Source organism: Anaerococcus sp. HMSC075B03, assembly GCF_001815585.1.
Classification (GTDB): domain Bacteria; phylum Bacillota; class Clostridia; order Tissierellales; family Peptoniphilaceae; genus Anaerococcus; species Anaerococcus vaginalis.
This window is the reverse complement of record NZ_KV821164.1, coordinates 36,524-55,411: the sequence shown is the minus strand read 5'-3', so window position 1 is coordinate 55,411 and position 18,888 is coordinate 36,524. Positions and strand designations below refer to the sequence as shown.

At 28.9% G+C, this 18,888-nt stretch carries 19 protein-coding genes and 1 riboswitch; of the genes, 15 read left to right on the top strand and 4 right to left on the bottom strand.

Annotated features, from left to right (window positions below; translation table 11 throughout):
- Positions 1–181: 181 nt before the first annotated feature.
- Positions 182–841, bottom strand: a complete 660-nt coding sequence (locus HMPREF3045_RS01075) for a DUF6198 family protein (protein ID WP_070736786.1) — start codon at positions 839–841, stop codon at positions 182–184.
- 955 nt (positions 842–1,796) lie between these two features.
- Entirely contained in the window at positions 1,797–3,035 is a 1,239-nt protein-coding gene (locus HMPREF3045_RS01070) for an aminopeptidase (protein WP_070736785.1), read from the bottom strand.
- Positions 3,036–3,103: 68 nt separating this feature from the next.
- Between HMPREF3045_RS01070 and pepF the strand changes: the two genes are divergently transcribed.
- The 3 genes from pepF (at position 3,104) to HMPREF3045_RS01055 (ending at position 6,921) form a co-directional block, all read left to right on the top strand.
- On the top strand, positions 3,104–4,903 hold the full coding sequence (gene pepF / locus HMPREF3045_RS01065; protein ID WP_070736784.1) for an oligoendopeptidase F: 1,800 nt from the start codon (positions 3,104–3,106) through the stop codon (positions 4,901–4,903).
- A gap of 105 nt (positions 4,904–5,008) precedes the next feature.
- Positions 5,009–6,052 carry a hypothetical protein gene (locus HMPREF3045_RS01060; protein WP_070736783.1) on the top strand — a complete coding sequence of 348 codons (1,044 nt, stop codon included), beginning with the start codon at positions 5,009–5,011 and terminating at the stop codon, positions 6,050–6,052.
- Positions 6,053–6,243: 191 nt separating this feature from the next.
- Positions 6,244–6,921 carry a CPBP family intramembrane glutamic endopeptidase gene (locus HMPREF3045_RS01055; RefSeq protein WP_070736782.1) on the top strand — a complete coding sequence of 226 codons (678 nt, stop codon included), beginning with the start codon at positions 6,244–6,246 and terminating at the stop codon, positions 6,919–6,921.
- 113 nt (positions 6,922–7,034) lie between these two features.
- Here the strand turns inward: HMPREF3045_RS01055 and HMPREF3045_RS09190 are convergent, their stop codons facing one another.
- Positions 7,035–7,991: a hypothetical protein gene (locus HMPREF3045_RS09190; RefSeq protein WP_070736781.1), complete on the bottom strand. Its 957-nt coding sequence runs from the start codon at positions 7,989–7,991 to the stop codon at positions 7,035–7,037.
- Between the two features lie 387 nt (positions 7,992–8,378).
- Here HMPREF3045_RS09190 and HMPREF3045_RS01045 point away from each other — a divergent pair, with 387 nt between their 5' ends.
- The 8 genes from HMPREF3045_RS01045 (at position 8,379) to HMPREF3045_RS01010 (ending at position 14,575) form a co-directional block, all read left to right on the top strand.
- On the top strand, positions 8,379–9,044 hold the full coding sequence (locus HMPREF3045_RS01045) for a winged helix-turn-helix domain-containing protein (RefSeq protein ID WP_004839493.1): 666 nt from the start codon (positions 8,379–8,381) through the stop codon (positions 9,042–9,044).
- Between the two features lie 233 nt (positions 9,045–9,277).
- A riboswitch (FMN riboswitch) is annotated at positions 9,278–9,392 on the top strand.
- A 65-nt stretch (positions 9,393–9,457) separates the two neighbouring features.
- The gene (locus tag HMPREF3045_RS01040; protein ID WP_070736780.1) at positions 9,458–10,054 is read left to right on the top strand and encodes an ECF transporter S component; all 597 of its coding nucleotides are present in this window, start codon (positions 9,458–9,460) and stop codon (positions 10,052–10,054) included.
- A gap of 233 nt (positions 10,055–10,287) precedes the next feature.
- A complete protein-coding gene (gene tsaE / locus HMPREF3045_RS01035) occupies positions 10,288–10,713 on the top strand; it encodes a tRNA (adenosine(37)-N6)-threonylcarbamoyltransferase complex ATPase subunit type 1 TsaE (RefSeq protein WP_070605775.1) in 426 nt (141 codons plus the stop codon).
- A gap of 9 nt (positions 10,714–10,722) precedes the next feature.
- Positions 10,723–11,391, top strand: coding sequence for a tRNA (adenosine(37)-N6)-threonylcarbamoyltransferase complex dimerization subunit type 1 TsaB (tsaB, locus tag HMPREF3045_RS01030; protein ID WP_070605773.1), 669 nt, complete (start codon positions 10,723–10,725; stop codon positions 11,389–11,391).
- Positions 11,384–11,821: a ribosomal protein S18-alanine N-acetyltransferase gene (gene rimI / locus HMPREF3045_RS09410; protein ID WP_019118748.1), complete on the top strand. Its 438-nt coding sequence runs from the start codon at positions 11,384–11,386 to the stop codon at positions 11,819–11,821. Before tsaB ends, rimI begins: the two co-directional genes overlap by 8 nt.
- Positions 11,822–12,832 (top strand): tRNA (adenosine(37)-N6)-threonylcarbamoyltransferase complex transferase subunit TsaD, encoded by a 1,011-nt coding sequence (gene tsaD / locus HMPREF3045_RS01020; protein ID WP_070736779.1) that lies wholly within the window; start codon positions 11,822–11,824, stop codon positions 12,830–12,832. It abuts the gene before it with no gap.
- A 17-nt stretch (positions 12,833–12,849) separates the two neighbouring features.
- Positions 12,850–13,197 (top strand): hypothetical protein, encoded by a 348-nt coding sequence (locus HMPREF3045_RS01015; RefSeq protein WP_004839487.1) that lies wholly within the window; start codon positions 12,850–12,852, stop codon positions 13,195–13,197.
- A complete protein-coding gene (locus HMPREF3045_RS01010; RefSeq protein WP_070736778.1) occupies positions 13,181–14,575 on the top strand; it encodes a S41 family peptidase in 1,395 nt (464 codons plus the stop codon). The genes HMPREF3045_RS01015 and HMPREF3045_RS01010 overlap by 17 nt, the downstream gene beginning before the upstream one ends.
- Positions 14,576–14,750: 175 nt before the next feature.
- Here HMPREF3045_RS01010 and HMPREF3045_RS01005 read toward each other — a convergent pair whose 3' ends face one another.
- Entirely contained in the window at positions 14,751–15,632 is an 882-nt protein-coding gene (locus HMPREF3045_RS01005) for a MurR/RpiR family transcriptional regulator (RefSeq protein ID WP_070736777.1), read from the bottom strand.
- 159 nt (positions 15,633–15,791) lie between these two features.
- Here HMPREF3045_RS01005 and HMPREF3045_RS01000 point away from each other — a divergent pair, with 159 nt between their 5' ends.
- From HMPREF3045_RS01000 to HMPREF3045_RS00985, 4 genes are read left to right on the top strand one after another with little or no spacing between them, the layout of a single operon-like run.
- A complete protein-coding gene (locus tag HMPREF3045_RS01000; protein WP_070736776.1) occupies positions 15,792–16,802 on the top strand; it encodes a Gfo/Idh/MocA family protein in 1,011 nt (336 codons plus the stop codon).
- Between the two features lie 9 nt (positions 16,803–16,811).
- Complete coding sequence (locus tag HMPREF3045_RS00995) at positions 16,812–17,285, top strand: PTS sugar transporter subunit IIB (RefSeq protein ID WP_070736775.1); 474 nt, start codon at positions 16,812–16,814, stop codon at positions 17,283–17,285.
- Positions 17,286–17,295: 10 nt separating this feature from the next.
- A complete protein-coding gene (locus HMPREF3045_RS00990; protein WP_070642001.1) occupies positions 17,296–18,066 on the top strand; it encodes a PTS mannose/fructose/sorbose/N-acetylgalactosamine transporter subunit IIC in 771 nt (256 codons plus the stop codon).
- Positions 18,059–18,877, top strand: a complete 819-nt coding sequence (locus HMPREF3045_RS00985) for a PTS system mannose/fructose/sorbose family transporter subunit IID (RefSeq protein WP_040401686.1) — start codon at positions 18,059–18,061, stop codon at positions 18,875–18,877. The genes HMPREF3045_RS00990 and HMPREF3045_RS00985 overlap by 8 nt, the downstream gene beginning before the upstream one ends.
- Positions 18,878–18,888 lie beyond the last annotated feature (11 nt).

Below are 18,888 nucleotides of genomic sequence, written 5' to 3'. Positions count from 1 at the left end.
CCGTTTCGGTTGTTTATCCCGATTTATCGTCAAGAGGGGGGGAGAGATCTCATTAATTAAAAAAATCTAGGATAAAAGTGTGTATATAAAGAAAAAAATAAGAAAAGTCCTTGCGAAAGATAAATTTATATAAAAAAGGATATTTCAAAATACTTTATACTTTGAAATATCCTTTTTAAATTTAAGATTTTGCATGATTTAAATTTCCTTGGCATACTTGCCAGGCTGGAATTTCCATTTTTAATTCGAATTGTCCTATCAAAAATGATGAGATAATTGTTGTCAAAAATGAATATATTAGGTGGTTCATTGGGATGTATATTAAAGAAAGGGCAAGAACTACGTAATCTGTAAACAAGTAGGCTCTTGATATTGGCCATTTTGTTTTTTTGGAAATTGTCATTGCCAAGGCGTCGTCGCCTCCTGCACATCCGCCAGCTGTAACTGCTATTCCGCAGCCACATCCTATAAATATTCCACCAAATATTGCTGCCATTAATGGCATATCGTAAAGACTTGGAATTATTGGTCCAATAAAATCAAATATCCAATAAAATACTGCAAACATTATTGTTGCCACAATGGATTTTTTTAAAAATATTCTTCCAAGCATTGAAAAGCCTAAAAGATAGCATAAGCCATCCAAAATCGGCGTGGTGTAGGCAAGATTCATATTTAATGCTTTTTTCAAAAATAAGCCAAGTCCCAAAACTCCCCCTTCGGTTATTTGTGCTTGTTCGTGGACATTTATTACTCCAAATGCCATAATTAAACAACCAAGGGAAATAATCAAAAATTCTTTTTTCGTAACTTCTAAACTTCTCAGAAATTTTCTGAGCATAAATTTTCACTCCTAATCTGGCGATTAGCAAAACAAAAAAGACTGCTGTCTTAGTTAAAACTAATCGCGCAATCTTCGGCTGGTGTTGATGCTTTTTTGTTTAGATTATTTTTTCTTGTAAAAACTCTGAGCTTATAGAAGAATTTAAGGTCAAATAAATCCCACATCAGGCACTTATTTGGCAAGGTTCAACTTCCACGAATCAGATAAAAACTACCGACAAAAAATCGGCAACCACCGTTTTACAACAGTTTTTCATATATTATAATACCTTCTTTTTGCAAATTGTAAAGTTTTAGGTTTTTGCTTAGAATTTAAAATAAAATAATAAACAAAATGATATAATAATTTTGTTATCGTACCCAAACTGGTAACAGTTGGGAGGTGAGGTTATGGAAAAATTCGGTACCATTTTAATATCTGTCGCAGGTAATGTAATAGCTCATTATATTATCAAGTGGCTAGACAGATATATAAAAAACGATAATTAGCACAAAAAAGACAGGAGTGGCTGCTCCTGTCTTTTTGTTTGGTCATGGATATAACTCGGTACCATGCTCAATATTATTATATAAGTTTTTATAATATTTTCAATTTAATAGTTTAAGAATTTTCAAAATGATATAATAAAAATGCTATCGTACCCAAACTGGTAACAGTTGGGAGGTGAGGTTATGAAAAAATTCGACTCTATGATTATATCTATCGTAGCAGGTATAATAGCAAATTATATCAGCAAGCGGCTAGATAGGTATATTAAAAACGATAATTAGCACATAAAAAGACAGGAGCCGTCACTCCTGTCTTTTTAATTGGTCATGGTATATTCGACTCCATGTTTAATATTATTTTACATCTTTTAATTTTATTTTCAATATGCTTTCATTATATATTTGAAAATCTGATTTATTTAATTTGATTTTTCACTATTACATTAAATCATTTAAAAAATATTTTACGCCCAATTCCCATCAACAAATACGTCAAATTCTTCCCCGTCTTTGTAGGCTTTTATATTTAAATCTTTTGCTCCTACCATAAAATCTTCGTGGATTAGGGAATCATTTAGACCGATTTTGTGAAGGTCCTTGTCTTCAACTTCTGTTCCGCCTTTTATAGTTGTTGGGTAGGCTTTTCCAAGGGCGAAGTGGCATGATGCGTTTTCGTCAAATAGGGTGTTAAAAAATAGGATATTTGATTTTGAAATTGGAGATTCGTAAGGAACTAGGGCAATTTCTCCTAAATATTTTGCATTTTCGTCTGATTCTAGCATTTCTTTTAGGGTATCGTAGCCTTCTTCTGCCTTAAAATCTACAACTTTTCCATTTTCAAATGTAAATTCAAAATTATTTATTATAACTCCATTGTAAACAAGGGGTTTTACTGCAACGAGCCTTCCGTCAACTCCGTCAAATTGAGGGGAAGTGAAAACTTCTTCTGTTGGAATGTTTGGCAAAAACAAGTCGCCTTTTTCATTTTTTGATGAAGCTGACATCCAAATGTGATTTTTTGGCAATTTTACTCTCAAATCTGTTCCATTTTTTGATGAGTAATGAACTTCATCAAATTGGTGAGAATTTAAAAACTCTGCCTTTTCATTTAATAAACTAACATGATCATTCCAATTTTTCTTTGTTTTTTCCCAATCTTCATCAACACGGCTCACATCAAAAATTACTTCCCATAATTTGTCGATTGCTTTTTTTTCATCAAGGTCTGGGAAAATTTTCTTTGCCCATTTTTTTGTTGGATAGGCAATTACAAGCCATGAAACCATATCGTTCATGGTATATTTTACAAAATCTTTTAATTTCAAAGAATTTTCTCTAACAGCTTCTGCTATCTTTTTTTGGTCCAAATCTTTTAATAAATCTGGGTCATCGCCAATTATTGAAATCCTATTTGACCTGTGTTTTTCAAGTTGGTAGATATTTTTTTCTATTATATAATCAGGAACTTCATTCAATGTTTCTTGATCTTCGTAGGTGTATTTTAATTTTGTTAGCTCTTCGTCCTTCCAATTGATACTTACAAGTCTTGCACCTTTTTCGTAGGCATATTTTGCAATAAGTCTTGCAAGAGTAGGATCTTCCAAGGAAGAATTAATTAAAACATCTTCATTTTTTTGTACATTTACACCAAATTCTACTGCAAGTTTGGCATAATTTTCTAATTTATTTTTGTTTACTGTCATATTTTCCTCCGTTTTTTTCATTATACTATATTGTGATGGTATAATAAAATTTAGAAATGGAGGATATTATGGTAAAAAGAAATGAAGTTGATATAAAAGAAACATGGAAATTAGAAGATTTATTTGAAAATGATGAGAAATTTTATGAGGAACTTGATAAAACAGTCAAAAAAAGTGAGAATTTCAAAAAAACTTACAGTCAAATAGATTCTTCCGATAAATTATATAAGGGATTAAAAGATTTGTCAGAAATTTATGGGGCCATGCACAGGTTGGGATCTTTTGCAGGAATTTCTACAGAAGTTGATGCCAATGACCCATATCCACAAAAAAGATATGCAAATTTTGGGGCAAAGGCAAGTGGAATTTATGCAAATTTAGCTTTTTTTGATGGGTTTTTGACAAAAATTGATGAAAAAATCATAAATGAAGTGAGAGAAAACCACAAAGATTATGATTATTTTCTAAAAAGAGCCTTGGACAAAAAAGATCATATTTTGGATGATGCAGCTGAAGAAGTGATTTCAAAATTATCTCCGACTTTTGATGCACCATACGGCGAATATGCTTCTTTGCGTTACGGGGATATAAAAGTTGATGATATTAAAATTGATGGGAAAAATATTCCATTAAATCACAATACTTTTGAAGAATATTACGAAACTGATAAAAATACAGAAATTAGAAGAGAAGCTTTTAAAAATTATCACAAGGCACTTGGTAACTACGAATCAGGAAACGGGGCAATTTATAATACCCACATAAATAATGAAAAAATCCTTGCAAATTTAAGAGGGTTTGATTCAGTAATTGATATGCTTTTGTCCTACCAAGATATTCCAAGAGAAATTTATGACAATCATATCAATACAATAATGGAAAAACTTCCAAAGCACATGAGAAAATATGCAAATATTTTGAAAAAAGTTTACAAACTTGACGAGATGACCTATGCTGATTTGAAACTTTCAATTGATTCTGGTTTTTCAAAAGAAATTGAAATCGAAGAGGCTAGAGATTATATAATCGATGGGCTTAAAGTTTTGGGAGACGATTATGTAGAAATGCTCAAAAAAGCCTTCAGCGATAGGTGGATTGACTATGCACAAAACGAGGGAAAAAGAACCGGAGCATTTTGCGATACACCTTACGGCTGCCATTCATATATAATGACGACTTATAACAAGGATATGAGCCAAGTTATGACCCTTGCTCACGAATTGGGACACGCTGGACATTTTGAAAATACAAACAAAAATCAAGATGCAATAAACACAGATGTTTCAATGTATTTTGTAGAAAGTCCATCAACAGCAAATGAAATAACTATGGAAAGATATTTACTAAAAAATGCCAAGAATGACAGGGAAAAATTGTGGGTGCTTGACACAATGATTTCAAAAACCTACTATCATAATTTCGTAACCCATTTTCTAGAGGCAGCTTTCCAAAGAGAAGTTTATGAAAGAATCGATAAGGGAGAAAGCCTTACAGCAGGAGATTTCAAGGAAATTTTTAATAAAAAATTAAAAGAATTTTGGGGAGAAGACGTAAAACTTGTAGAAGGAGCTGATCTAACATGGATGCGCCAACCACATTATTACATGGGACTTTATCCATACACCTATTCAGCAGGACTTACAATAGGAACAAAAGTTTCTGACAAAATAATAAATGGAAATGAAGAAGACATCAAAAATTGGAGAGAAGTTTTAAACCTAGGCTCAACCCTAAGCCCAATGGATCTTGCAAAAAAAGCTGGAGTAGATATGACAAATACAAAAGCCTTAGAAGAAACCATTGAATTTATAGGAGAAATAATTGACCAAATAGATGAGCTTTGTGAGAAGCTTGGTTTGTATAAATAAAATAATTTAAAAATAAAAAGTATTAAAAAACAAAGGAAGGAGATAATTCTTCCTTTTTTTGATTTTTTGGGGTAGAAATAGAATAAGAAAAAATTGGAGGGAATTATGGAAAATAAAGACATAAATGATATTTTAAATGATAGTTTAACAAATTTTTCAGAGACTAAGCTTGATAAGAAGAATCCTTATAAAAAAATAAAATTAGAAGAAGTTTTCGATGAATTTTTTGAAAGCTTAGAAAAAAATGATTCTGATTTTTCTTGGGTAGAAAAATTAAATGTTATAGATAAAAAGAAAAATGTTGAAGATAAGGATAAAATTGCTAATATCCATTACGGATTACCTTCTCATGTTCATGGAAATTACAAAGATGGCTCTATATATTTATGTTTATTTAATCCAAATGTTATAGGTATAACGGATAATAATTTGATTTATAAAAGTGAATCTTCAAAAAAGGAAAGTGCTAAAATATGTAGCTTAGAAGATTATTATACAAAACCACCACTATTAGAAGATAAAAAAGACCCTATAGATGATGAATTTTGGAGAATTATCAATTCTTATAAAGAGTGGAAAAATGATGATAAAAAAAGAAAAATTAATATAGAAAAACTTAAAAACTTAATAATAAGTAATGAATCTACATTAACAAAAGAATTGAAAAATCCTGGATTAGGGACATACTATATTGATAATTATTTTGATAAATTAATTGATAAGACAGTTAAAAATAAATTAGAATATACCGATAAAATTGTAAATATGGAATTATGTCCATTTAGATCTAAAAATGCTAGCACAATAAGTAATGATATTTTAAAATCAGAAATTTCTTTATTTGCTTGTTATATCATATGGTACAGAATAGGAAAATATAAAAATAATAAAAATTCCAATAAACCTATTTTTATATTTAGAAGCTATAGTAATTGGGAAAAAAGATTAATTTATTCTTTATATGAATTAAACAATAAGAAGATAACACAGGAAGCCATTGGAGAATACATGACAACAATTAGAAATGAGTTTTTCTATCATTTTCCAAATCAAAGTGGAATGATAAGTTCAAAAAATTTAAGAAAATTTGTGAGTGAAGAAGAATTTGATCATATAAGGAAAAATATAAAAAAGTCTGAAAATAAGTAAAATTTAAGGATTCAGCAATTAAATAAAACAGCTATTCCCCATCCCGACCAAAGTGGAGGGATCTCTTTAGATTGGTACGCATAGAGAAATATTTCTCACTTGATGGGTTTTTATTTCTTCCTTATTGTTAATTTTAAATTCTTATTATTTTTGGGTAAAAATATTCATATATCGAAAAAGAAAGGAATTTTATGAAATATTTATCTAAAAGATTTACTGGAAATTATGGGATAATTAAATTTGTTTTTTTGTTATTATTGACTTTGTTTGGAGCTTTGCCTGCAAGTTATAGTATTTTGATTAGGGGCGTGGACAAGTCTTTGCTTTATATTATGACTGGGGCTTATCTTCTTGTGGCTTTTTTATTTTTTCTTATTTTTTATAGGAAATTTGAATTGTCTGGGGGATTTTTTGCAAATTTAAAAGTGATTTTAATTTCTCTTGTGGCAATTTATGCTTTGTCTTTTTTGATTGAATTAGCTTTTGGGGAAAATATTTCAAATCCTCAAAATCAAGAGGCGATTGAGTCTATGCTTAGGAGAAATTTTTCTCCGGCTCTTCTTGCTCATATAGTTTTTTTGGGACCTCTTGTTGAAGAATATACTTTTAGGGAATATCTTCCTGGTGTTTTTAGAAATATTTTCAAAAGACGTGATCAGGATTTTAAGGATTTTTTCGCTCTTATTTTGGCGAATGTTTGTTTTTCTCTTGCCCATCTTCCAACTGATATTTATAGTTTTTTGGTATATTTTTCAATTGGTTTTGTCCTTGTTATGGTAAGATTTTTGACAAATAATTTGAAGTTATCGGCTTTTGTTCATATTTGTTGGAATTTATTGTCAAGTGTGATTTTATATTATGCAATTTAATTTTTAAAATATTAAATAAAAAAGGCTGTTGCAAGATTGAATGATTTTTCCATTGTGCAACAGTCCTTTTTTGTAAATTTTTATTTATTATTTTCTTGTGGATTTTCTTGTTTTTATTCTTCGATATTATTTTTTTTGAAACCAGAAGAAAAATCGTAAGCGCCACGTTTGATTATTATGTCATCATTTTTTGATTTTGTATTTTTGTCTTTGTCTTCTTTTTCTTTTGTGGATTTATTTTTTACTTCTTTTTTATTTTCTTTATATTTTGCATCTTCGGCTAAATCAGATTTTTCAGAAATTTTTTCTTTTTTATTCTCATTTTCTTTTTCTTCTTTTATATTTTCGTTTGTTTTTTCACATTTAACTTCTGCTTTTAATTCTTCGCTTGGTTTTGTTTGGTTTTGTTCGTCATTTTCTAAAGAATTTTCAGGTGCATTTTTTGCGTCTGTATTTAAATCTGAAAGATTATCATATTCTTTATTTTTAATTGCAAGAGCAAAGGATACTATTGAAATAACAAATAAAATTATTGCCAAAATTACCAAAAATTTAGCAAATTTTGCTTTTTGTGGTCCAAAATCATTGGCTAAATTTTGTAAAGCTTGACTAATATTTGCAAAGCTTCCTTCGATTGCTCCCAAGTCTGGATTTGAAAAATTAATTGCCATAATATTTGCTTTAACTACTTTAACAAATTCCATCAATGGAGAAATTGTAATAAAAGATATTAATAAAACACAAGTTCCAGCAGCTGAGAAAATATATTTTTTAATTTGTTCTTTAAAAATAAAAATTCCAGCAATTAACAAAACTAGATTTACAAAAAATAAAAATTTGATAAATCCTATGTATTGAATGATATTTTTGAATTTTCCAAGATATTCAAAAATAGCAAATTCCATTTGGCTTAAAAAATCTTCAATATTACCTGCGCCGTTTTCAATGGATTTGTAAATATCTGAAAATGATTTCATCTTTGCCAAAATCATTCCCAAATAAAGTACCAATAATGAATTAGTAATAATTTGTCCAATATAGACAGCAAGTTTTCCCTGTTTTTTTGTCATAACTTCCTCCTTAATAATAAAATATAACGGGAAAATATCCACATAATTTATACAAAATATTATATCATATTTCAATAAAATTTTCTGGATTTTTTATCTTGTAATTTATTGAAAGAAATTCTTGCTTAAAACAATCAAATAATCATATAAAATAAATATTGGAATTTAAAAGAAAAATGAGGTAAAATAAATTTCGGAAAATTTAAAATAATTTTGAAAAATTTTAAATTGTTTGAAATGAGCGATTTTAAAATAATTTTCAAAGCTTAAATAATTCTATAATAATTGTGAATATTTATATTGATATTTGCAAGAATTTTCTATATAATAGTAATGAGTGAAATTATTACAAATTAACGTGATAATATTTAAAAGTTAGGAGATCTTATGAAAATTGCATCGATGGAATACAAAAATGGGATTTCTAACTTGCTCAACTCTAAATTTGATGAGAATGAAGTTGTTGTAAAAAAATATGAGAATTTTGAAGACATTATTCTTGAAGATGATTTGTCGGAATTTGATTTAATTTTAGTGGATATGACTCATACTAGGTGTATTGAGCTTATCCAGTACATAAAACAAACTACAAATATTCCGGTAATTTATCTTACAGATAGGTACAAAAAAAGTCCCTATGAAGCAAAAATTGACGACAAGGATTTTGTAATTCATTCTTATTCAAGAGATGAATTTATAAAATATACTTTGAAAAAGGTCGAAGAAATTAACAATTCCAAAATTATTTCTTTTGGTTTTTGTTCAATTGAAGTGGACAATGGGATTTTTAGGATAGGAAATGAAATTTTAGATCTTACAAAATCTGAAATTAGTCTTTGTACAATCCTAATAAAAAATATGAACAGACCAGTTTCAAAAGAAATTATTGTAAAAGAAATGTCAAAAATGGGAATTGAAACAACAGACAGATCAGTTAGAGAGCATGTTAGAAAAATCAGAAAAGAATTTAAAAAAGCAAAACTTGAACCAATTAAAACAGTAAGAGGACAAGGATACGAATGGATTTTAGAATCTTGTGAAATAGGAAATTAGCCCGATTTATACAATGATTTTTATAATATAGAATATGAATAATTTAAATAACCCAAATCTAACTAGCGGGAGAGGTATAAAAATTTTAAAATTAGAAAATTTAAATTTTGAAATTTTTATACTTTGTTAGATGGGTTATTTTTTTGAAAAAATTTAGAGATTTTCAAATGCAAATAAAAAAATAAAATTGATATTGATTATCTTGTGCCACAAATTATTTTGTGATATTATATAAATATCTTCAGGGTGAGGTTGGATTCCTAACCGGCAGTTAAAGTCTGCGAGTTTTTTACTGAATGGGCGAAATTCCCATACCGACAGTTATAGTCTGGATGAGAGAAGATATTCTTTTTTATGAGAAATTATTTAGCCCTGAAAGGGCATTTTTTTATGCCAAATTTTAGGAGGATTTTATGAGTCATGATCAAAAAAAATTAAGAAATTTAGTAAAAGTTGGAATACTTTCAGCCATGAGTTTTATACTTATGTTTATTCAATTTCCAATTCCAGTTGCACCACCTTTTATGAAAGTTGACCTTGCAGATGTGCCAGCTCTTATTGGTGGATTTTCCATGGGGCCTTTGTATGGAGTCTTAATTCAACTTATCAAAAATATTTTGAATTTGAGCAAAACAAGCACAGGTGGCGTTGGAGAAATTTCCAATTTTATAGTTGGAGGACTTTTTGTATTTGTATCAGCAAGTATATATAAAAGGAAAAAAACTAAAAAAAATGCAACTATAGCTATGATTTGCGGAATGTTAATTATGACACTTACAGCAACCTTATCAAATGCTTTTGTAATTTTTCCACTTTACGGAAAAGCAATGGGAGTAGAAATGAGCGCCTTTGTAGCTATGGCACACAAAACAAATACTTTAGTAAATTCTTATTTTACTATGATGCTTTTCGCTATTGTTCCATTTAATTTGATAAAAGGTTCAATAGAAATTTTGGTAACAAAATTATTATACAAACACGTTTCAGGAATTTTGCACGATAGAAAATAATATTTTAAATTTTAAAAACAGACTTTGTGGTCTGTTTTTTGTTTTTTTCTGGAAGCTGAAATTTATTACTTTATAAATTTAATAAAAGAGATCTCTATTATTATTTTTGGAGATAGATAGAATTTTATTTTTACCTTAAAAATCATTGGAATTTTTTTATTTTAGACTATAATATATCTTACAAAAAGCTTCAAATTAAACTTTTGTAGTATAATAGATTAGAAGGAGTTTTTATGAGAATTAATTCTTTAAAGGAAATGGAAGATTTTGCTTTTGATTTTTCTAAAAAATTGAAAAAGGGCCAAGTTATAAATTTGATTGGAGAAATGGGTAGTGGGAAGACTACTTTTACTTCTTTTGTTTGCAAATATTTTGGGATTTCTAATACTTCATCTCCAACTTTTGCTCTTGTAAATATTTATAATGGAGAAAAGCAAGGGGAAGATTTTCCGATTTATCATCTAGACCTTTACAGGTTTGAAAGTCCTGATGAAATTTTAGACATAGATTTTGAAAATTATCTTTACCCAGAGGATGCTGTAACATTTTTAGAATGGGCAGAAAAGGCAGAAGGCTATCTTCCAGATGATATGATTGAAGTTAATATAGAAAAAATTGATGAAAACGCTAGGGAAATTAGCGTGAAATTTATAGATTAGGAGATTTTAATGAGAGTTTTAGGAATTGATACATCAACTATGATTTCTACTGTAACTGTTGTAGAAGATGAAAAAATCATTGGGGATTTTAATGTAAATCAAGAAAAAACTCATTCGGAATCGCTTGTGCCAATGATTGAAACTTTATTAAATCTATTGGGACTAAAGCTTTCTGATATTGATATTTTTGCCATTAGCCAAGGACCGGGATCTTTTACGGGTTTAAGAATTGGAATGACAATTGCAAAGACTTTTGCCCAAGTTGGAAATAAAAAATTAATTCCAGTTTCAACTTTAAAGGCTCTTGCCTTAAATTCTTCTTCGAATTCTTTTAAGGCTTCTATGCTTGATGCAAGGGGAAAAAGAGTTTATGGGGCAATGTATGATGAAAATATGAATGAAATTGTTAAGGAAGATTTATATAATATAGATGATTTTTCAAAACTCTGTAATGAAAAAAATGTAGATTTTGATTTAGTTTCGGAAGTTGGTGAAAAATATAAGGACAAATTTCCTAGGGCAAGAATTTTGGATTTTTCTTATAATTCTTGTATTGGAAAAAATTTGTGTAAGCTTGCTCTTTTGAAAAAAGATGAGGACTATGATCTTTATAAGCTTGTGCCAAATTATTTGAGAAAATCGCAAGCGGAAAGGGATAGAGAAAAGAAAAATGATTAGGACAATGACTGTAGGAGATACGGATAAGGTTTATAAAATCGAATCTAGTGCTTTTTATAGACCCATGCCTAAAAAGGATCTTATAAATGATATTGAAAAAAATAAGCACAAAGAGTGTTTTGTATATGAAAAAAATGGAGAAACTCTAGGATTTTATATAATTTCAAAAATTTTGGATGAAATTGAAATTTATACAATAGCAGTTGATGAATTGTATCGTGGGCAAAATATCGGCTCATTTATGCTTGAACACATGATAAATTTTGCAAAGAGTTTAAAAGTTTCAAAAATTTGGCTAGAAGTTTCTACAAAAAATTTTCCAGCTATAAATCTTTACCAAAAATTTGGTTTTGAAAAAATTAGACTTAGGGAAAATTATTATGCCAGAGTTCACGAAGATGCTTATATAATGTTAAAGGAATTGGATTAGATGAAAGATTTTTATACAATGGGAATAGAAACTTCCTGTGACGATTCTTCAGTTGCTATTTTGAAAAACGACAGGGAAGTTTTGATTAATTTAATATCATCACAAATTGATATACATAAAATATTTGGAGGAGTTGTGCCAGAAATCGCATCAAGAAAACACCTTGAGGCAATCAATCCTTTGATTGAAAAGGCGCTTTTGGATACAAATTTATCTTATAGCGATATTGATTTAATTTCTGTTACCAAAGGTCCTGGACTTATTGGCTCACTTTTGGTAGGAATTTCTGCGGCAAAAGCTCTTTCTTTGTCAGCAAATATTCCAATGATTGGAACAAATCACATGCAAGGCCATATTTGTGCAAATTATTTGTCAAATAAAGACCTAGAGCCACCATTTATTTCTTTGGTTGTAAGTGGAGGTCATACTTATCTTGTAAAAGTAAATGATTATACAGATTATGAAATAATTGGAACAACAAGAGATGATGCTGCTGGCGAATCTTACGATAAAATTGCAAGATCAATCGGACTTGGCTATCCAGGTGGACCAAAAATTGATAAACTTTCAAAAGAAGGAAGAAAGGATGCCATAGATTTTCCAAGAATTATGCTTGAAAAAGATTCTTACGATTTTTCATTTTCAGGTTTAAAAACTTCAGTTTTAAATTATATGAACCACCAAAACCAAAAAAATTTAGAAATAAACAAGGCAGATTTGGCAGCAAGTTTTCAAGAAGCCGTTGTAGATGTTTTGGTGGAAAAATCTATGCGATTGATAGATGAAACAGGATTAAATACATTTGCAGTATCAGGAGGAGTTGCTGCAAATTCTAGATTAAAAGAAAGATTAAAAGAAGAATGTGAAAAAAGGGGAGTCAAATTTTATTATCCAGATATAATTTTGTGCACAGATAATGCGGCAATGATTGCTATGGCAGGATATTTAAATTACAAAGCTGGAGCAAGGTCTGATAATTATTTGAAAGTGTATCCAAATTTAGGACTTTAATTTGATATAATAGACTTATGAGTAGAGAAATTACAAAATTAAAAACATACAATACAAAAAATAAAATAGCATACTTTCTTTACTTTTTGTCTGCAATTTGCGTTTTCGCTTTTGGCATATACTATAAAGAAGGTTTTGAAATTGCTGGTGGAATATTTTTGCTTTTAAGAGGAATATATTTAATAAAAACCAACAACAAAAGCACAGCTTCTATTTTGAGAAATGAAAAAAAAGGACTTTACTTTAAACTTTTGATGATAATGGCTTTTTCATTAATAAATCCAATAGGAATTCTTCCCTTTTTATACGAAATAAAAAAAAGAGATTGGGTTATAAATGGAGGACTTGATGAAGAAAAAAAGTAAAATAAGTATTTTATTTTTGGCGATTATTATTTTATTTTCATCATGCGCTCAAAGAAGAATTAACTATCTAGAAAAAAGAAGAGATAGTTTGATTTCAGAAAAAAAGCCAAAAGAGAAGAAAATAATAAAAATAAACCCAGATAAAATTGATGAATTTAAATCAATAGAAGCCTATATGGCATGGTATAAAAAATTAGATGGGCCATGCAAATTAGTTTTTGAAAATAAGGTAGAAAAAAAACAATTAAGCCAAGAAGAAATGGTAGAAGATTTCAATTATCTTTTTAATGAAATTAGAGATAATTATCCATTTTTTGGAGTTTTGAAAAGGCAATACGGAGTTGACTTTTTGGCAAATTATTCAAAATATTTAAGCGAAATAAAATTTTGCAAAAACGACCAAGAATTTACAAACACCATGGAAAAAATAATGGAAGATTTGCACAATGACCACGCAACAATTGCACAAAAAGATTACGTAGAAGAAACCTTAGAATATTATTCACATTTTTGGACAGATCCGTCAATGTATTATGAATTTTTAACACTGAACAAAGAAAGCGTAAGAGATAGATACGGAGTTGATGGAGTCCAATCAAATAAAGCTGATAGGAAAAAAATCAGGAGAAGATCTCTATACACAGAAAATTCCGGCGAAAATATGGAAGTAAAAAAGCTAGCACCAAGTTTGGGACTAATAAAAATAAAAGAAATGCTAGCAGAATATGAACTTTCAGAAGATATGAAAAAATTAGACAAATTTTTAGAAGAAAATCAAGATTTAAAAACAATAATAATAGACATCAGAGAAAATTCCGGTGGGAATATAGAATATTGGCAAGAATATCTTTTGCCAAGACTCATAGACAAAAAAATTTCCGTAAACAACCACATGTTTTTTAAAGATGGAATGAGAACAAAACTATTATTAGAAAGCGAAGAGCTTGGCTTTGAAGATATTTCAAATGTAAATATAGAAAAAATGGATCTTGAACACAAAGAAGATTTAAAAGATTTTTCATATTATAGCAAAGACAAAATAGAAATCACTCCAATGAAAAAAAATAAATTTAAAGGAGATTTGTATTTATTAGTTGACGAAGGAGTATATTCAGCAGCCGAAGGAATGGCAAATTTTTGCAAAAACGCAAAAATTGCAAAATTAGTAGGCAAAAAAACCGGAGGCGATGGAGTAACACTTGGCTTAATAAATGACGTATGCCCAAATTCCGGCTTAGTTTTCACCTACACAAACACCCTAGGTTACGCCCCAGACGGCATGATAAACGAAGAAGAAAAAACAAACCCAGACATAAACACAGAAAGTTTAAACGAATCAATAGATACAATAAAAAAATTGGAAAAAATTGAGGAATAAATAAAAAATAGATAAAATAAAGTAAACCCCAAAGTCCAAAAATGGATAGAGGGGTTTTTGCGTTTAGATATAAAATAATAGATAGATTTTTATGAAGAAGAAATGATTAAAAATATGCTTGTATTTATATATTAACGGCAATTAAATCTTTGGCTGTTTTGGTATTTTTAAAAGCCTAATTTAGATTATATCCATATTTATGAAAAATATCTTTTGTATCTTTCACGGATTCACTTATCTTATCAAAATCTTTCAAAGCTAGGGAAAGAAAAATTGTTTCTATAATTAAATTTTGAACAATAAATGATGCTTGAGTTGCAAGTCTTAGATTATTTTCTATTGCGGAAGTATATATAACTATATCTGATGACTTATTTATTTTATTTACTCCAAATTGAGTAATAAGAATTACCTTTACTCCTTTGTCTTTAGCTAAATTTATAAAATCATGATTTTCTTTAGATTTTCCAAGGGTAGTAAAGCATATTAGTAAATCATCTTTTTTTAAGTTTGAGCAAGCTTCTAATCTTAAATGGATATCTGAATAAAATATTGAATCTATATCTAATCTCATTAATTTTATTTGTAAAGATTCTGCCAATATCGATGAAACCCCCATCCCAGTTAAAAAAATTTTTTTGTTATTTTTATGAGTGTTGTAAATCAAATCTATTGCTTTTTCAAATGATTTTTTATCTAAGGTATTATGCCACGTGCTTCTAATAGATTTTATTGTGTATTCTGATAATGATCTATAAATTTCGTAAGCATCATCGCCTTTATTTAATTTTATATCTAAATTTTTTAATTCTTTACTATCGTTTATTGAATTATTTATAGACAATTTTAATTTTAAATCTGAGTATCCGTTTAGCCCGATTGATCTTGAAAATCTTATTATTGTTGGTTCACTAACTTTTATTTTTTTTGCAAGTGTAGATAGACTACAGTTAATTGTATTATTAGAATTTAAAATATATTCTGCTACTTTTAGTTCTGATTTAGTAAAATAAGGTAGCATAGCTTCAATTTTATCCAAAATTAATTCATCAGACATAATATCACCTCTGCTTTTATCTTACTATATATAAATATAAGTAGCAAAACTACATAAAAAAAATAAATATTGTAATTTTAATAAAATTATGTTACAATACTTTTAAAGAATGGAACATCAATATAAATCATTTTTATATTAAAGGAAAGGAAAAAAATTATGGAGAAACTAAATGTAGCAGTAATTGGTGCGGGCATTTATGGTATTCATCATGTGGATGTATATTATCAAAATCCTTATGTTAATTTAATTGCTGTTTGCGATCAAAGTGAAAAAATAAGAGAAAACATTGAAAAAAATTATGGCTTAAAAACTTACAATAATGTAGAAGATATGTTAGAAAATGAAAAAATTGATGCTGCATCTATTGTAACGCCTGATCATCTTCATGTAGAGCCTGCTTTGGCTTGTATTGAAAAGGGCGTAGATTTACTTATTGAAAAGCCTCTTGCAACAAGCGTGGCTGATTGTAAAAAAATATATGAGGCTGCTAAGAAAAATAAAGTTAGAGTTGCTGTAGATTTTCACAAGAGGTGGGATCCTGCTGCTATATTTATTTATAACAAATTAAAATCAAGCAAAGGTTATCCGATAAGAGCCTATATGAATATGGATGATATTATAGATGTGCCGACTGAATGGTTTAAATGGGGAGGCTCTTCTGATCCTGTAGATTTTTTGGGCGTTCATTGTGTAGATTTGATGAGATGGTATATGGATTGTGAAGCAGTTGATGTGTATGCTGTTGGTTCAAAAAAACTTTTACCTAGCATGGGAGTAGATACTTATGATAGTGTAACTTCAATTATAAAGTTTGAAAATGGATGTATATGTACTTTAGAAAATTCGTGGATTCTGCCAAAAGGTTTTGCGAAAAATAATGATGGAAAAACATCGATAATAACGAGTGAAGAATTGATTAGAATTGATAATCAAAACAGGGGTGTTGAAATTTTTGATAAAAATAAATTGCATACACCTAATGTTTTTTTCTTTAATGATTTTCATGGAAAAGTTATAGGCTTTGGTGCAGATCCGATTAATTTTTTTGTAGATGCTTTAATTAATAATAAAGAATTCGTAGCTGATGTTTATGATGGTCTCCAAGCTGCTAAACTAACAGAAGCTATCCATAGAAGCTTAGAGTCTGGTAAAATTGAAAAAATATAAGGAGTATTTATGGCGAAAATAAAAATGACGCGTATTGATTATAGACTCATACACGGTCAAGTTGTTGCTAAGTGGATAAAATATAATCCTGTAGACAGAATAATTCTTGCTGATGATGAACTTGTTGATGATGAGTTTATGGCAGATATATACAAAATGGCAGCAGCTGACAAAAAAGTTGATATTGTATCTATAAAAAATCTAAATAAATGTTTAGAATCTAGTGACGATAATGTAATGCTTATTTTTAAAAATGTAGATAATTGCTATAAAGCTGTTGAAAATGGATTAATATTGGAAGAAATAAATGTTGGTGCTTCTGAAAGTACATCAGAAAGAAAGCAAATTATTCAAGGAGTTTCTTTATCTGAAAAAGAAATTGAAAAACTTGATATTTTAGGAAAAAAGGAAATAGATGTTTATTCTCAATCTATACCTGAAAATTCTAAAATAAGTTTAGAAAATATGAAGAAAAAAATATAAGGAGAATCGTATGGAAAATGCTTTAATAATGGCTATTGCTATGGGTCTAATTTATTGGATTTCAAGAAGTATGTTGGGTGGATATTTTGCTTTATTTTTTATAGGAAATGCTATATTCGTAGGGGTTGTCGCCGGTATAATAAGCGGAAATTTAACTCAAGGTTTGATTTTAGGAGGAGGTATTTCTGCTGTTTTTGCTGGAATTATTGCTCCTGGTGGTAATATGCCAACTGATCAAACTATGGCGGCAACCACTATGATTCCTTTAGCTTTATCAGCTAATTTAAATGTTGATCAAGCGATTGCTCTCGCAGTTCCTTTGGGATTACTTGGAGCACAATTAATGAGTTTAAGAAAAATTATTAATGTACGTTTTGCACACGGAGCAGATAAGGCGGTAGAAGAAGTAGATACTAAAAAATTAGAAAAAAATGCGATTTTGTATCCAGCTTTATTAGCTTTTCCTTTATTGTTTTTGCCAGTTTTTTTAGTGGTTTTATTAGGACAAAATGTAATGCTAGATTTGTTAGCTTTTATACCAGAATGGATGCTTCATGGATTAGAAGTTGCAGGAAATGTTATGCCTGCTGTAGGATTTGCTCTTATAATGAATTCTATTGGTAAGCCAAAATTAATTCCTTATACAATAATTGGCTTTATTTTGGTAAAAGCTCTAGGATTAAATAATTTAGTTGCTGGTGCAATTTTAATAAGTGTTGCTTTTATACTAGTCTATAATAAAAAGGAAGTAGATGAAAAATTGGAGGCTAAAAATGAGTGAAAATAAAGAAATAAGTATAAGTCAAAAAGATATAAATAGGGTTATGAGAAGGTGGTATTTTGCTACTGAATTATCTCTTAATTTTGAGAGAATGCAAGCTTTAGCTTTTACCTATGCTTTTTTGCCGATATTAAAAAAATTGTATACAGAAAAAAGTGAATTAAAAGAAGCGCTTGTTCGTCATATGAAGTTATTTAATACAAATGCTACAGCTGGTGGATTGATTGTAGGATTGACAATTGCCATGGAGGAAGAAAAAGCTAGAACAGGAAAAATTTCAAGTGATGCAATAGTGGCTATTAAAACTGGTCTTATGGGACCGGTTGCTGCTTTCGGAGATTCCTTTAGTGCTGGAACATTTCAAACACTTTGCATATTAGCTGCAAGTACTATGGCTGTAAAAGGTTCCTTTTTTGCTCTACCAATGTTATTTTTGGGAAATGCTATTTTGATGGCAGAGTTGGTTATTACAACAAATTTAACTTATAAAAAAGGTCGTGATGCCATAAAAGATGTTTTATCTTCAAAGCAAATGAGATATGTATTGTATGGAGCAAATATTCTTGGTATGGGAATGATGGGGGCTTTATCAGCTAATATGGTTAATTTACAAAGCAAATTAAATTTTGGATTTGGGAAGGCTGCTATAAACGTTCAAGAAAATTTAGATAAAATTTTTCCAGGAATATTAACAATCTTGGTTTTATTCTTATTTTACTATTTGATAGGCAAGAAAAACTTCAGCATAAGTAAACTAATTTTTTCAACAATAGCTGTAAGTCTTGTCTTGTCATTTTTTGGAATATTTTAGGATGTAAGAAT